The following is a 15,081-nucleotide window of genomic DNA, read 5'->3' on the forward strand; positions in this document are numbered from 1 at the left end:
AAGTCTCTAGTGAATGAGTTATTGCTGACTAAGTGTATTAACAAAGTCTAAAACTTCTTGTACATGCCCAGGTACTTTAACTCCACGCCATTCTTTTCTCAAAATACCTTGTGTGTCAATTACAAAAGTACTTCGCTCTATGCCGCGAACTTGTTTGCCATACATATTCTTCATTTTCATTACACCAAACAAATCACACACTTTCTCGTCTGCATCACTTAGTAATTCAAATGGAAACTGCATTTTAGCTTTAAAGCCTTCATGCGACCTGATACTATCGCGAGATACACCAACGATAATGCAATTCATTTCTGTAAATAGGTTCCAATTATCGCGAAAATTTTGACCCTCGAGTGTACATCCCGGCGTATCATCTTTTGGATAAAAATAGATAATTATATTTTTACCCATACAATTGGCCAGCGAAAATTCTTTATCGCCAGTCGAAGGTAATATGAAATCCTCTACTGTAAGATCAATTTCCGGCATTTTTATGGTACTTGTTTATCAATTACTATTTCAACATCATTGCTGCCAAGCTTAATTGGTTTGCTAAACCCTTGTAGATCGCCATTCGAAGGAACAGCTTGTCCAGATTTAGAAATTCTTGCTTCAATAACAATTTCTGGAAAACTGGACATTTTCATTGTAGGCATCATTGCCATATCGTCTGTCAATGTAAAGGCTGCTGGAAGATCACTTGCTTTCAAGCGCAGTATCGCCAAAGGCATCTTAGGTCCCGTACTCGCTCGCGCATAAATAAATAGAGTATCGTTAGGTGCCGCTTTTGTAGCCAATTCAGGTTTAATGTTTACCTGTCCAGAAACTGAAAGCGAAATTGTTTCTGTTGTATCAACCGCAGCATTATTAACTGGCTTAATATCTGTTTGCGTCGCTGATTCATTCACTACAATTGACTGTTCTGAAGCACCCTCTTTCCCGCCTGAAGACAATAGTTTGGCTTCAGCAATACTATCCTTGACAGATTTTGCCAGCGGAGAATCAGGAGGTATAGTCTCCAGCAGTTTTTCCCAATGTGCCGAGGCTTCATTGTATTTTTCTTGTTCAAATTCCGCATGACCTGCAAGTGCTAAAGCTGGCGGAAATTCTGGATCAATCCTAAGCGCCTCATAAAGCAATTCGGTCGGTTTTCCAGCCAGAGTTCCTTGATTCTTAAGTCCCAACACACGGGCATAGTCACTCAAAATTTGTGGATTACTAGGCACCAATTCCGCCAGTTTTGCGTACGTATTACTAGCTTCAGTATAGCGTTCCATTGCTGTGTAGGTACGACCCAGCATTACCCAACCTTCGATATCCTCTGGATTATTACTCAGCCGAGCAATTAGAGTTTCCAGCGCAGCCGAGAAATCATGACCTGCAAGATCTTCGCCACCGCCGCCGCCACGATTCATTTGTGTTGCACTGGCAAGCTGTTCCTGCGGCAACAATCCGCGCGTATCACCGATGTTTAAATACAGAAAAACTGCGCCTAGTGGTAACATCAGCGCAATCACCGTTGAAAGCGCAATATTATAAATTTTTTTATTTTTCTGAATAACTACTTCTTCATGTTTAGTAACATCCTGCAACATACGTTGCTGCAGCTCCTGCTTGCTCTTGTCATATTGTTCTTGACTTAAGATATCGTTTTCCAAGTCTTTATCGAGCTCAACGAGCTGATCACGATAAACCGTAATGTTAACCGCATCGTTCTCTAAGTTTTTAAGCTGAGTGTCTTTATTCCGTAATAGCGTTGGAATAATAAATAATAGTGCTGTAACAATGAAAATTCCAGAAATAATCCAAAAAGCCGTCATACGTTCTTACCTTTTTTATCCTCATTCAGTAATGCTTCCGCTTCTTTAAGCTGCTCTTGCGAAAGCGATACATCTTCTATTTGTAAACGTCGACGCTTCAAATAAACAATCAACGAACCTAATCCGATCGAAAACAAAATAGCCGGGCCAAACCATAATAGGACTGTTGTCGGCTTCATAGGGGGATTATAAAGAACAAAATCCCCATATCGATCGACTAAAAACTGCACAATCTCTTTATCCGTTTTGTTGTCCTTTATTTGCTCGCGAATTTCACGACGAATGTCATTTGAAAATTCCGCTCTGGAGTCTGCAATGGACTCATTCTGACAAACCAAGCAGCGTAAGTCTACGGTCAATGCCAGCATTCTTTTTTCAATCTCTGGATCTTCAGCGACAGGTATAGCTTCTTTTGCCCATGTGCTAAGTGGGAAAATTGAGAACAGTACAAAAACAAAAATAGTAACTTTCACTACATCACTGAATTGACGCATCATGAAGAATAAACCCTTACATTTAACTTACAAGCTTTTATGCCTGATTTTGTAATTCTTTAATTAGAGGAAGAATTGTTTTTTCTAGTGAGTCTACCGTAACCGGCCCAATTTGCTTATGCCTGATAATTCCTTCCTTATCGATTACATAAGTTTCCGGAACACCATAAACACCATAATTAATTCCAACTTTTCCATCAGTATCTACAATACTTATAGCATAAGGGTCGCCATAACGTTTTAACCATTGCAATGCTGTATTACGTTCATCCTTGTAATTGAGACCGTAAATTGGAATAATTCCCGAATTTGCTAATTGCACCAACAAAGGATGCTCGTCTCGACATGCAACACACCAAGACGCCCACACATTAAGCATCCAAACCTTGCCGAGATTATCCTCTGAAGACATTATTTTATCTGGCTCATGCAGTTGGTTGAGCTGAAATTTTGGTGCCGGTTTATCTATCAGCGGTGAAGGTACCTGCCGAGGATTTAATGTCAAACCAATTAGCAAAAAAACTGCTAACACCATGAAAATAGCTAAGGGCATCAAATACCGCATCATACTTTAGTTGTCTCCGTAGCCAACTCAACTTTAGTTGTTGCAGATGCAACTGCTGCAGGAGTACCTTCCGCTTGCTTTTCTGGTTCAGCAACGCGCGCAGCTGTAGATTCCTTTTTGATAATCTTCAGACGATAACGACGATCGGTGATTGAAGTAATACCACCCATTGCCATCAATATACACCCAAACCATATCCAATCGACAAACGGCTTATGATAAGCACGAACCACCCAGGCACCATTAGATAGAGGCTCACCTAGAGCAACATAAAGATCACGAAAAAAACCTGTGTCGATCGCCGCCTCAGTCATTGCCATACCCGAAGCATTATAGGTGCGCTTTTCTGGATATAAATTGCGAACAAATTGGTCATCTTTGAGAACAGAGATTTCACCTCTGACTGCTTTATAGTTTGGGCCGACAACATCACTGGTACCATTAAACTGAAAAACATAACCGCCAACGGTCACTTTACTACCAATTTCCATACGCACATCTTTCTCAGTTTCATAACTGTTTACTAACGTTACGCCAATAATAAATATCGCCACTCCAATATGTGCGCAATGCATTCCGTAATAACTTCTTGACTGTTTAGATAGCTTAGTCAATAAATTACCCTCACCAGAGTTATTCAGACGATGTTTTACATTAACAAATGCGCAAACAATAATCCAGAATGCTAACAATAAGCCAAAACTCACCATTGGCTTCCATTCGCCCATAAAAAATGGTGTAATCAGAGCAGAAACCACACTAATCCCAAACGCCCAGCGTAACCGAATAGCTAACGCAGGCAAACTCATCTGCTTCCAACGTGAAATAGGCCCAATACCAATCAAGAAAATTGCTGGTGTCATGATAGGCACAAAAACCGCTTCAAAGAATGGAGGGCCTACCGATAGCTTACCCAAGCCAAGAGCATCGATAATCAATGGGTAAAGCGTTCCTAGCAACACGCTTGCCGCTGCAACTAGCAACAATATATTGTTGGCCAACAGCATTGATTCGCGCGAGAGTAAATCAAATTTACCTCCTAAGCCTACCTTTGGCGCACGCCATGCAAACAATAACAAAGCACAACTAATCACAATCACAAGAAAAGCGAGAATAAATACACCACGCGCAGGATCGGTTGCAAATGCGTGAACAGAAGTTAAAACTCCTGAGCGCACTAAAAATGTTCCTAGCAAGCTCAGCGCAAATGTACTAATTGCCAATAAGACTGTCCAACTTTTGAAACTACCCCGTTTTTCAGTAGCCGCCAGCGAATGGACTAAAGCCGTACCGACCAGCCACGGTAGAAACGATGCGTTCTCCACTGGATCCCAAAACCACCAACCACCCCAACCTAATTCATAATACGCCCACCAGCTACCGAGCATAATCCCAATCGTTAGAAATACCCAAGCAATAATCGTCCACGGTCGTGACCAACGCGCCCACGTCGCATCCAGCTTTCCACTCAATAATGCAGCAATAGCAAAAGCAAAAGCAACAGAAAACCCAACATATCCCATATAGAGCATAGGTGGATGCACTACCATACCAAAATCTTGCAACAGAGGATTCAAATCACTTCCTTCCGCTGCAGCGGGTAATAGACGATCAAAAGGATTTGAGGTAAATAACATGAATACCAAAAAACCAATACTAACAAGACCTAAAACTCCAATGACTCTTGCAACGACATCATCCGGTAACTGCTTGCTAAAAACACTGACCGCAACAGACCAACTAGCAAGCATCAAAACCCATAATAATAAGGAGCCTTCATGAGATCCCCACGTTGCTGCTAATCGAAAATGAAATGGCAATTCGGTATTCGAATTATTGGCTACGTTCAGAACAGAAAAATCACTACTGATAAAGGAATATGCCAAACAAAAGAATGCAATCAGTACAAATACAAATTGCCCTTGAACGACTGGTTTTGCCAATGCTATCCAAGAAGGAATACCACGTGCCGCACCTATAATAGGTAACGTTCCTTGTAAAGTGGCTAAGAGGAGAGCAAGTATTAAAGAAAAATTACCAATTTCTGGAATCATGATTTTATTTATTTAAAAAATTAAAAATTATTCAGGATTAAAAATTGAACCTCCCAGAGAAGATTAACTTCTCTGAGAAAACTTTATTGCGCTAGAGATGCTCTTTGTGCTTTAGCAGCCCTCTCTAGGGCTTCGGCAGCTTCAGGCGGCATATAATTTTCATCGTGCTTGGCAAGAACTTCATCAGCCAAAAAAATACCTGCATCGGATATTTTTCCTTGTGCGACAACACCCTTACCTTCTCGAAATAAGTCAGGCAAAATGCCTGTATATACGACAGGTATTGTTTCTGCTGTATCTGTCACAGCAAAATGCACTGTAGTCGACCCATCATCACGTTTAACACTACCTTCTGCGACCAATCCACCAATGCGAAAACTTTTACCAATTGGCGCTTCATTCGCAATAACTTGAGACGGACTGAAGAAAAACACCAAATTACTTTGAAAAGCATTCAATACCAAAATTGCTGCAACTCCTAATGCAGTAACTCCAGAGGCTATCATTACAAGCTTCTTATGACGTGGTTTCATTTTTTGTCTCATTATTATCTAAGTCTTCGATGTGACTATATTGTTTTTCTAAAGTTCGTCGACGATTTGAAATTAACAGGATTTCACCTGCTATACACATGAAAGTCACAACATATGATCCCCAAACATAGAGTCCATATCCTCCCATTGAGAAAAACTCTGACCAACTTGACCAAATCACTATATAGCTCCTTTCTTATGCAGTTCCGCTACCCAGGCTGTATGGCTTTCTCGCTCAAGAATGATAACGCGTGCACGCTTTAATATTACTGCGATGGAGTACATCCAGCTAGCTAACACCATAATTAGCATACCGGTCAACATAGTCGTCGCCATCGCAGGTGCTTGATTAAGGCTTACCGATGCACCTTGATGTAAGGTATTCCACCACTGCACTGAAAAATAAATAATCGGTATATTAATAACACCGACCAAAGCAATGATTGCGCCCGCTTTATCAGCACGTCGCGGATCGTCAATTGCTGCTTGTAAGGACATAAAACCAATATAAAGAAAAAACAAGATTAACTCAGAAGTCAATCGCGCATCCCATACCCACCACGTTCCCCACATAGGCTTGCCCCATAACGCACCAGTCCATAGCGCAATAAAAGTAAACATGGCTCCTGTTGGCGCAATTGCAGTTGCAAACATAGAGGACAATCTTGTATTAAAAGCCAATCCGATACCCGCCCAAAATGCCATCACGACATATAGAAACATTGACATCCATGCCGCAGGTACGTGTATGAAAATAATCCGATAAGCTTCACCTTGCTGAAAATCGGTTGGCGCAACAAAAAAACCGACATAAAGCCCTACTATCAACAACATTACCGAAATAAAAACAAATACCGGAACCATTTTTCCCGCCAACAAATAAAAGCTAGCAGGAGAAGAGTACTTGAACCAATTAATCGCCATATTTAATATTAAAATTCTTCATGTTAATTTTCATCCCTCAACTATCCCCAATTTGGGGGGTCAGTAATTTTATACCAAAAAATCAGAAATTATATAAAAGGTGTAATAAATTACCCTCAATTAATCTCGAGATATTGAAACAAACTCAAAAAAATATCTCAGTTATTCTAAAGAAACTCGCAAGGACGAAGCAGCAGCCCAAGGCGCAAATACAATCGATACTAATAGAAATGCGCCAATCAATGATAAATGCGCATCAAACGCGACCCCTGCCATATTGGCCTCAACCGCGCCAGCACCAAAAATCAGCACAGGAATATAAAGCGGTAACACCAACAGCGAAACGAGCACCCCCCCTCCTCGTAATCCTAAAGTCAATGCCGCACCGATTGCTCCAATCAAGCTTAAAACCGGCGTCCCTAATAATAAAGCCGCTGTTAAAACAAGTAATGCATCAGTTGGCAAATCGTACTGAATACCCAATACTGGTGCCATTAAAACCAATGGCACTCCAGTTACCAACCAATGTGCAAACGCCTTACCAAGTACTAACAGCGATAGTGACTGAGGTGATAACAGCATCTGTTCCAATGTGCCATCAACATAATCATTTGAAAACATTCTTCCCAGCGATAACATCGAAGCCAATAAAGCTGCGACCCAAACTACACCGGGTGCCATCGTACGCAACATATTCATTTCGGGTCCAACACTTAGAGGAAACAGGCTCACTACGATGATGAAAAAAAACAATGTAGTCAACACATCTGATTGACGCCTCATTGCCAATAATAAATCGCGTTTAATTATCCACATAAACATATTAAGCCAAATGCAACTGCGTTATTGATGTTGCCGTCACCTCAATTTCCTGATGTGTTGTCATCACGATCACGCCACCTCTTTGCAAATGCTGCTCCAGTAATTTTTGAATCAATTTAACAGCCATAACATCTAGCGCAACTAATGGCTCATCGAGGATCCACAATGTGGTACTACAGACCAGTAATCGCGCTAAAGCAACGCGACGACGCTGTCCTTGCGATAAAACCTTAACGGGCAAAGCTTCCCTCCCTCTCAGCCCCATATGCTTCAGCGCATCACTGGCCTGACTAATACTAATTTCTGAACCTGCCAACGCACTTGAAATGCGCAAATTCTCAATAACCGTTAAATCATCTTTGGTGCCGCTCAAATGACCAATATAGGTGACTGCAGCAAAATAATCTCCATTTAGCGATTGGATAGAAGTACCACGCCAGAGAATTTCACCAGCAGCAGGATTTGACAACCCACATAGCATACGCAATAAGCTGGTCTTGCCACTGCCATTAGGACCACGAACTTGCAGCAAACTACCGGCTTCGAGAGAAAAATTGATATCTTTGAATAGTTCGCGATCACCGCGAACACAGGCAAGATTAATCCCCTGCAACATTGCTTGAACCTTTCGGTAACATAAACATAAAATTATAGCGCATCGAAGTTGAGTCCGCTTACTCAAAAGAATCTATGTAACTTCGAATATTCTTGGTTTTAGCAGAACTGTAGCTTAATTCGATGCTTTCAATTCAAAATTTATTTATTAAAAGATAGCTTGCAAAGTCTAATTGCATATCAGTAAACTTTAAATCACGTGTATAAAATGTGAATGATTCGAAAAAAGTACAGCAATTCACTAAATATTTATAATCTCCGCAGTCAAAAACTTATAATTTTACGTCCATATATCTAATAAGGAATCAGCCATGATAGAAAAACATGATTTACATCATGAGTTCCCTGAGTATTACGATCGCATTCATGAATTAAAAACCAATGATAGTCACTTCGCCCGACTGTTTGACGAATATCATGATATCAATCGCGAAATTCTCAGAATCGAAGAAGGTGTCAAAAACACCACTGACGAGTATCTGGAAGAATTGAAAAAGAAGCGCCTATTACATAAAGATAAACTCTACGGCATGATTACCAATAATTAATGTTAATACTCGGCATTAATTTTTAAGAACCATAGTTTTTTATAGGCCTCTAGCAATCAACCATACTGTCGGAGCAAAAGATGAAAGCAGTTTATTTTGACACAGGTGGTTCAGCGGATATTCTGTGTTTTGGAGATATTGCACTGTCCAGTCATTGCGATGAAAATCAAGTTCTAGTTCGCATCAAAGCAATCGGCATCAATCCAATCGACTGCAAAATTCGGGCAGCCCCTGAACAATTTTCGGTCACTTTTCCAGTAATACCAGGATGCGACGGAGCTGGTATTGTAGAAGCAGTAGGAATGCGAGTGAATGAATTCAGACCTGGCGATGAAGTTTATTTTTCACAACCCGGCTTTAACAATCGCCAAGGCACTTATGCCGAATACGTGCATGTCGACGCCAATTTACTTGCATTAAAACCGTGTTCGCTTACCTTCGAGCAGGCTGCTGCTGCACCATTGGTTTTTATTACCGCGTGGGAAGCATTGCATGATCGTGCACGCATCACTCAGAATCAAACTGTATTAATTCATGCCGGTGCTGGTGGCGTTGGTCATGCCGCTATTCAATTGGCCAAACTAGCCGGAGCCCGCGTCATCACCACAGTAAGCACTGAAGAAAAAGTAAATTTCGCAAAACGCCTAGGTGCAGATCTGATCATCAATTACCGCACACAGGACGTAGTTGCAGAGGTATTGCACTGGACAAACAATAATGGCGTGGATATTGTGCTCGATACCGTAGGACCGAAAATTCTACAAAGCTGTTTTCGTTGCGTCAAGCCCTACGGTGACGTTGTAACCATTCTACAATCCGCACCGGATACTGACTGGGGAGAGGCTCGTGCGCGCAATGTCCGCTTCAGTCTTGAACTAATGTTGACACCAGTTTTGCTCGAACTGGAAGACGCGAAGCGCCATCAAGGCGAAATACTGCGACAATGCGCGACATTGTTTGATGCCCATAAATTACAGGTGGAAATTGCGCGTACTTTTGCGCTGGCAGATGCTGCTGCAGCACAGCGCTTTCTTGAACAAAACCAATTCATTGGGAAACTCATACTTACAGTTAATTCATAGAATAAATGAAGTTTCTCTAGAAATGTGGACAAGCACTTAAACGTAAAATCATGAAAAAGTGGGGCAATGGGATACGCAAAGAATGACAGTAACTCTCACAGGTAATACCCAGTCCACCATTAACCGCTCTGGTTTTCGAATTCCGCCCACCACTGGAGATCTTTGCCCTTCTCAATGAGCTTTTGTCCGCGCAAAGATCTCAGTATAATTTGCAGTTCTCTTTTCTCGAGTTATTGCTTTATTTGCCATAAAGTTTCATCAATTACCCACAATTTCTGTGGATAACTTTGTGAACAACTCTCTGTTTGGCTGGCTAACTCGAATATTTCTAAGGGTTTTTCTTGGATTGATTAATAATTTAACACTATTATTATGTAACATTTATCATATGGTTACGAGATATTCTTCAGCTTGACATCAAGTTACTTCTAGTACTTATTATATCTTGCTAGAATTGTGGACGATTTTTAATGTCAAGAAATATTTGCATATGCTAAAGCACATATCCCGAGTAAAAACTGACAAAACAACCACCGCCTAAAACCGGTGGCTTTAACTTTATGATGAACAATAAGCTAATCTTTCTCCTCGGCTACAATTACAATCCAGACTGTGCATGATGCGCGTCTTTATCCAAAAATTCCTGCAAGTAAGGTAATACCAGTGATGGCTCTTCTTCTTGAACAGCATGGCCAACACCGCTAAGGACAACCAGTTTTGAGTTGGACAGATTCTCATGTAGACGCTCGCCAATTGCCAATGGAACAATTTCGTCATCCCTGCTCCATATGATTAATGTAGGGAGAGTCAAACTGGCATAGTTTTCTGAAAATTGTTGTAAATCTGCTGGCAGCATCTGCCGCACACTGGTGAGCGTTGCGTACTTTGCATTGGGCTTACTGAGATTTTTGGCATAGTGGTCGATGGCACTTTGCGGAATCAAAGCATCGTTAAAATACACTTTCTTCAGCAGGCTTTTCACCTGGATGGAATTTGGAATAGCATAAATCACTAGCGGCCCCAATACCGGAGTAGCCAATATTTTCACGAACCCTGGTAATTCTTGTGGGTAGGCAATGCTGTCTATCAACACCAGGCTACGCTGTAGATTCGGATGCGATGAAACCAAATATAACGATGTGGCCAGCGCTACTCCGCCACCATAAGAATGACCGATAATATGAAAATTCTTCAGATCGTTTTCGAGGATAAAATTCCTTACCAATCTTGCCTGCTCATAAACAGAGTATGCGCCATCACGCGGTTTGGGTGATTCGCCAAAACCTTTCAGATCAATAGTGATTACACGGTATTTCTGCGCCAAAGGTTCAATAACGTGTCGCCAGCTATAACTACTGGCGCCGAAACCGTGAATTAGAAGCACCGGATCGCCTTTGCCGTAGCTTTTAGACGCCAGTTGCAGTTCACTAATTGCCCCTGAATTACGATATTGTGGCCAACCCGGAATATCTTTGTCCATGACTGCACAGCCGCTAAGACTAAAATTCACAGACAGAAAGGCAAAAACGAAAACTCTAATTAGAGGATTCCTCATCAATTAAAAGACCGAATAAGAATGACCAGATCAAATATACCGCCAGCAGCAAAAGAAATTGCTCCGAAAATAGGAAGCACCGCAATAACCCGACAGGCTATTTTTAAATGCTCAGCTTCTGCAGTATTTTCAATCTTCATGTGGCGCGGAATTGATAAGATTACATAACTAATCAAACCAAGAAAGATGATATTTCCAATGGTAAGGGGCAGAAGATTGGTAAAATAGATTTCTATCGGCCCCAATGTTTTCTCGGCACAGTATCCGCACTCATCAATCAACTCAAATATCAAATCACGCCGCGCATTAATGGTTTGAAAAAAACTCAGTGTCGTGTTTACAGCTCCCCATAAAGCTGCCAGCAAAACAATTGGAAGTCCCAGTCTATCCATCATTGCTCCTTTTCAACCAAGAGGCTCAGGAAGTTTCAGTGGATCTAAAAGCAACTATACATAAAGATTATCACGGCGATGTTTAAAAAGAAATTCAATTTCTTTCAAATACAGGTCAGAGATTAAGCAAAAAACTGCGCGACGACCAAACATTCGAGTATCCTACGCGGTTACTCCATAATCAGTTACAAATTATGACGCAATACCAACTCTTCGCCACCACGCCAAAAGCGATGGAAGGCATTCTCGCTAACGAAATCAGCGCCCTCGGTGGGCAAGATATACACCAGAAATTGGCTGGTGTGTCTTTTCAGGGTGATTTGACTCTGGCCTACCAAGCCTGCTTATGGTTGCGTACTGCCAACCGCGTTTTATTATTGCTCAGTAGTTTCGAGGTTAAATCCCAGCAAGATCTTTATGATGGCGTCCAACGCATCGACTGGTCCGAGCATTTGGGCACTAATGACAGCTTAGCGGTATCATTCAGCAGCAAAAATAATCCGACAATCGATAACACACACTTTGGTGCGCTTAGAGTAAAAGATGCTATCGTCGATCAAATTCGTGCCAAGTTTGGTAGTCGACCTAATGTCGATACCGAATATCCCAGCATTCGTGTCAATGTCTATCTGCATAACGAAATTGCACAATTGAGTTTGGATTTATCCGGCGAAAGCTCTCATAAACGTGGATATCGTGACATTAATATTGCAGCGCCACTCAAGGAAAATCTTGCAGCTGCGATTTTGCTACGAGCAGGTTGGCCGGAAATCGCCCGGCAAGGCCATTCACTACTCGATCCAATGTGCGGTTCTGGTACGCTGTTGATAGAAGGTGCGCTGATAGCAGGTGATATCGCACCGGGTTTGCAACGCGATTATTACGGTTTCCTAGGTTGGAAGCAGCACGATGCTGCGCTGTGGCAAAACATTTTGAAAGAAGCGCAGCAGCGCCGTGCGGTGGGCCTAGTCAGATTGCCGGTGATCGTTGGTTTTGATCAGGATCGCGATAGCGTCAATGCCGCATTGCAGCATATTGAAAACGCAGGATTGTCAGGCAAGATTCACATCGAGAAGCGTGATATCGCGGATGCATCTGCGGCGATAAGTTGGCCAAAAGGATTGATTGCCTGCAATCCGCCGTATGGCGAACGTCTCGGCGATGAAGAACAAACCGGAATGTTATACCGCGAATTTGGAGAGGTATTGAAGCAACATTTTACCAGCTGGCAAGCAGCAATCATTATCGGCAATCCAGAGCTTGGTTTCAGATTGGGAATACGCTCGCACAAACCGATAACGCTATTCAATGGTGCGCTGGAGTGCAAATTGTTGCGATTCACCATTGAGGAAAAATCTTTTTTTGAACCTAAAACCAAATCTCAGCAGGAACGCATTGAATTTATCAACCGCCGTGCCCAGGCCGAGCAACTCGACAGCCAGGCGGAAATGTTCGCAAACCGCCTGCGCAAGAATATAAAAAAACTGACCAAATGGATCAAGCAGAATCAAGTACATTGCTACCGACTGTACGATGCCGATCTACCAGAATACGCGGTGGCCGTGGATGTTTATCAAGGCGAACTAACCTGGGTCAACGTCCAGGAATATGAGTCTCCCAAATCGATTGACCCCATCAAGGCTAATCAGCGACTGGCCGGAATAATGGCAGAAATACCCAAGGCACTGAAAATTCCTCCCGAGCAAGTGTTTTTAAAAATACGCCGAAAACAGAAAAACACAGATCAATATGAAAAGCAGGGCGATTCCCGTCGCTTTCATGTCGTGCAAGAAGGCGGTTGCAAATTCTGGGTGAATTTTGAGGACTATCTAGATACCGGACTGTTTCTCGATCATCGTCCAATGCGTTTGCTGATTCAACAACAAGCCAAGGGTAAACGTTTCTTAAACTTATTCGCATATACCGGTAGCGCCACAGTGCATGCAGCGATCGGCGGTGCGGAATCGAGCATCACGGTGGATATGTCTAACACTTATTTGGATTGGGCCAAGCGAAATTTTCAACTCAATGGCATCAGCAACGACAAACACCAGCTGATTCGGGCTAATTGCACGGACTGGTTGACACAACAGGCTCAAGCAAAGCACAAACTGCTATTTGATTTTATCTTTCTCGATCCTCCCACTTTTTCCAATTCCAAGAAAATGGATGAAATCTTCGACCTCCAGAAAAACCACGTCGTGCTGATCCGCAACTCCATCGCCTTACTGGCACCAGGCGGAACATTGTATTTCTCGACCAACTTCCGTCGTTTTAAATTAGACAAAGAGAGATTAAGCGATTTGATCATTGAAGATATCAGCGCAGCGATGATCCCCGAGGATTTTTCGCGCGATGCCAAGATACATTATTGCTGGAGAATCTCTCGCTAAACATTCAACATGCATGTGAAATCAGTTGAATTTCCTCAGAACGAAGTACTACCGCATGAAAGCCAAGAGCTGATTAGGGAATCTCTAGGTAACTGCTTATTTCAAGCATGACGAAGAATCTATGCTATTGACTCCATGAGATTCCTCATTTCACTTGGAATGACAAATACGAATATTGGAAAGTATTTTCAGCATTACCTTGTAGCTTTGCAATATCCTGTATCTCTTTATCTTTTCTTAGCTCACAGCATACGCCGGTGCGAAATTTATAAATATTCCATTAGCTTCCGGTATTTCTGCTGCCAATAAAGCACTCCGCCGCAAGCAGCGGAGTATTAACTTCGCTCTTCAATCTGCTGGTTTTCAACCAGCATTCGCCCCAAAGGGCGGGGAATTAAATCCGGAAGAGATTAATTTTATAAATGGATGCATCTACAATTAATCGAGCAAACATAATTTCCTTACGTGCAAACTTGCTCGCAAGATATGATGTGAGTAAAAATAGATTAAAAAAAACTATTATGGGGTATTGGCCGTCCAAAGAGTTCTTATACATTAACTCTCGAATCCAGAGACACTACTAACTAAATTTAAAACTACAAGACTATGATTTTTTCATGTTAATCAGTGTTAAGCAGCATACAATTTATATAATCGCAGTTATGAATGTCGAATGTTTACAATGAATACTACTAGCAGTGATTAGGATTCCAACATTTTATAATATACAATTTAATAATATTCCAACAGGAAGCTAAGAAATTTTTAGAGTTGTCAAACAATCAATCAATAAGACAGCATTCACACTAACCCTTAGTAAATAAGATCTGGCATCTTAGATAATCGCTCAAATTTGACGACAAGAAGCGTATTAATAATCTAAAGTTAGCTAAAAATCTTAAGCGTTATCACTCATCATCAAGCAAATGCAATTATCCAGAAATAACGCATATTACTATTTACTATTTTTAACTAGAGGTACTAGAGAATGAAAATTAGTTTTTTTCAGCGTAAAGTAACATTTTTTACATTTTTCATCTTGCTTTGCGTCATTAACAATAACATTCATGCCCATAATCCACACGACATGGTATATGGATTAGGCATTTCGCCTAATTTTGCCAATGATAATACGGTCTTCTTGGCCACCGATGGAGAATTGACCTCAGATCAATATACCAACATTCTGCGATCCACCGATGGCGGTACGACTTGGACCAGACTCCCAAATGGGTTGGACAATGTTTACTCAGAGATTGGTGTTCGTGTTTCACCAAACTATAG

15 protein-coding genes and 1 pseudogene are annotated in these 15,081 nt (G+C 41.6%); 4 read left to right on the forward strand and 12 right to left on the reverse strand.

The window, feature by feature from the left end:
* Positions 1-18 precede the first annotated feature (18 nt).
* The 10 genes from K2Q13_RS08825 to ccmA form a co-directional block, all read right to left on the reverse strand.
* Positions 19-489: a peroxiredoxin gene (locus K2Q13_RS08825; protein ID WP_292920696.1), complete on the reverse strand. Its 471-nt coding sequence runs from the start codon at positions 487-489 to the stop codon at positions 19-21.
* A gap of 2 nt (positions 490-491) precedes the next feature.
* Positions 492-1,820, reverse strand: a complete 1,329-nt coding sequence (ccmI, locus tag K2Q13_RS08830; protein WP_292920697.1) for a c-type cytochrome biogenesis protein CcmI — start codon at positions 1,818-1,820, stop codon at positions 492-494.
* A complete protein-coding gene (locus K2Q13_RS08835) occupies positions 1,817-2,317 on the reverse strand; it encodes a cytochrome c-type biogenesis protein (RefSeq protein ID WP_292920698.1) in 501 nt (166 codons plus the stop codon). Before K2Q13_RS08835 ends, ccmI begins: the two co-directional genes overlap by 4 nt.
* Positions 2,318-2,351: 34 nt before the next feature.
* On the reverse strand, positions 2,352-2,882 hold the full coding sequence (locus K2Q13_RS08840) for a DsbE family thiol:disulfide interchange protein (RefSeq protein WP_292920699.1): 531 nt from the start codon (positions 2,880-2,882) through the stop codon (positions 2,352-2,354).
* Complete coding sequence (locus tag K2Q13_RS08845; RefSeq protein ID WP_292920700.1) at positions 2,879-4,933, reverse strand: heme lyase CcmF/NrfE family subunit; 2,055 nt, start codon at positions 4,931-4,933, stop codon at positions 2,879-2,881. Before K2Q13_RS08845 ends, K2Q13_RS08840 begins: the two co-directional genes overlap by 4 nt.
* Before the next feature lie 83 nt (positions 4,934-5,016).
* Positions 5,017-5,466 carry a cytochrome c maturation protein CcmE gene (ccmE, locus tag K2Q13_RS08850; protein ID WP_292920701.1) on the reverse strand — a complete coding sequence of 150 codons (450 nt, stop codon included), beginning with the start codon at positions 5,464-5,466 and terminating at the stop codon, positions 5,017-5,019.
* On the reverse strand, positions 5,450-5,614 hold the full coding sequence (gene ccmD / locus K2Q13_RS08855; RefSeq protein WP_292920710.1) for a heme exporter protein CcmD: 165 nt from the start codon (positions 5,612-5,614) through the stop codon (positions 5,450-5,452). Before ccmD ends, ccmE begins: the two co-directional genes overlap by 17 nt.
* A gap of 32 nt (positions 5,615-5,646) precedes the next feature.
* Positions 5,647-6,390, reverse strand: a complete 744-nt coding sequence (ccmC, locus tag K2Q13_RS08860; protein ID WP_292920702.1) for a heme ABC transporter permease CcmC — start codon at positions 6,388-6,390, stop codon at positions 5,647-5,649.
* Between the two features lie 162 nt (positions 6,391-6,552).
* Positions 6,553-7,212, reverse strand: a complete 660-nt coding sequence (ccmB, locus tag K2Q13_RS08865) for a heme exporter protein CcmB (RefSeq protein ID WP_292920703.1) — start codon at positions 7,210-7,212, stop codon at positions 6,553-6,555.
* A 1-nt stretch (position 7,213) separates the two neighbouring features.
* Complete coding sequence (ccmA, locus tag K2Q13_RS08870; protein WP_292920704.1) at positions 7,214-7,828, reverse strand: cytochrome c biogenesis heme-transporting ATPase CcmA; 615 nt, start codon at positions 7,826-7,828, stop codon at positions 7,214-7,216.
* A 310-nt stretch (positions 7,829-8,138) separates the two neighbouring features.
* Between ccmA and K2Q13_RS08875 the strand changes: the two genes are divergently transcribed.
* Positions 8,139-8,375: a DUF465 domain-containing protein gene (locus K2Q13_RS08875; RefSeq protein ID WP_292920705.1), complete on the forward strand. Its 237-nt coding sequence runs from the start codon at positions 8,139-8,141 to the stop codon at positions 8,373-8,375.
* Between the two features lie 80 nt (positions 8,376-8,455).
* Complete coding sequence (locus K2Q13_RS08880) at positions 8,456-9,457, forward strand: zinc-binding dehydrogenase (protein WP_292920706.1); 1,002 nt, start codon at positions 8,456-8,458, stop codon at positions 9,455-9,457.
* Positions 9,458-10,055: 598 nt separating this feature from the next.
* On the opposite strand, the gene K2Q13_RS08885 is transcribed toward K2Q13_RS08880, so the two are convergent.
* Positions 10,056-10,937, reverse strand: a complete 882-nt coding sequence (locus K2Q13_RS08885; protein ID WP_292920707.1) for an alpha/beta hydrolase — start codon at positions 10,935-10,937, stop codon at positions 10,056-10,058.
* A gap of 74 nt (positions 10,938-11,011) precedes the next feature.
* Positions 11,012-11,407 (reverse strand): hypothetical protein, encoded by a 396-nt coding sequence (locus tag K2Q13_RS08890; protein WP_292920708.1) that lies wholly within the window; start codon positions 11,405-11,407, stop codon positions 11,012-11,014.
* Positions 11,408-11,598: 191 nt separating this feature from the next.
* Between K2Q13_RS08890 and rlmKL the strand changes: the two genes are divergently transcribed.
* Together rlmKL and K2Q13_RS08900 are read left to right on the forward strand one after the other, a co-directional pair.
* A complete protein-coding gene (gene rlmKL, locus K2Q13_RS08895; protein WP_292920709.1) occupies positions 11,599-13,797 on the forward strand; it encodes a bifunctional 23S rRNA (guanine(2069)-N(7))-methyltransferase RlmK/23S rRNA (guanine(2445)-N(2))-methyltransferase RlmL in 2,199 nt (732 codons plus the stop codon).
* Positions 13,798-14,785: 988 nt separating this feature from the next.
* Positions 14,786-15,081 (forward strand): annotated as a pseudogene (locus K2Q13_RS08900) (hypothetical protein); the annotation flags it as partial.

It is taken from the genome of Nitrosomonas sp., assembly GCF_019752095.1.
GTDB lineage: Bacteria > Pseudomonadota > Gammaproteobacteria > Burkholderiales > Nitrosomonadaceae > Nitrosomonas.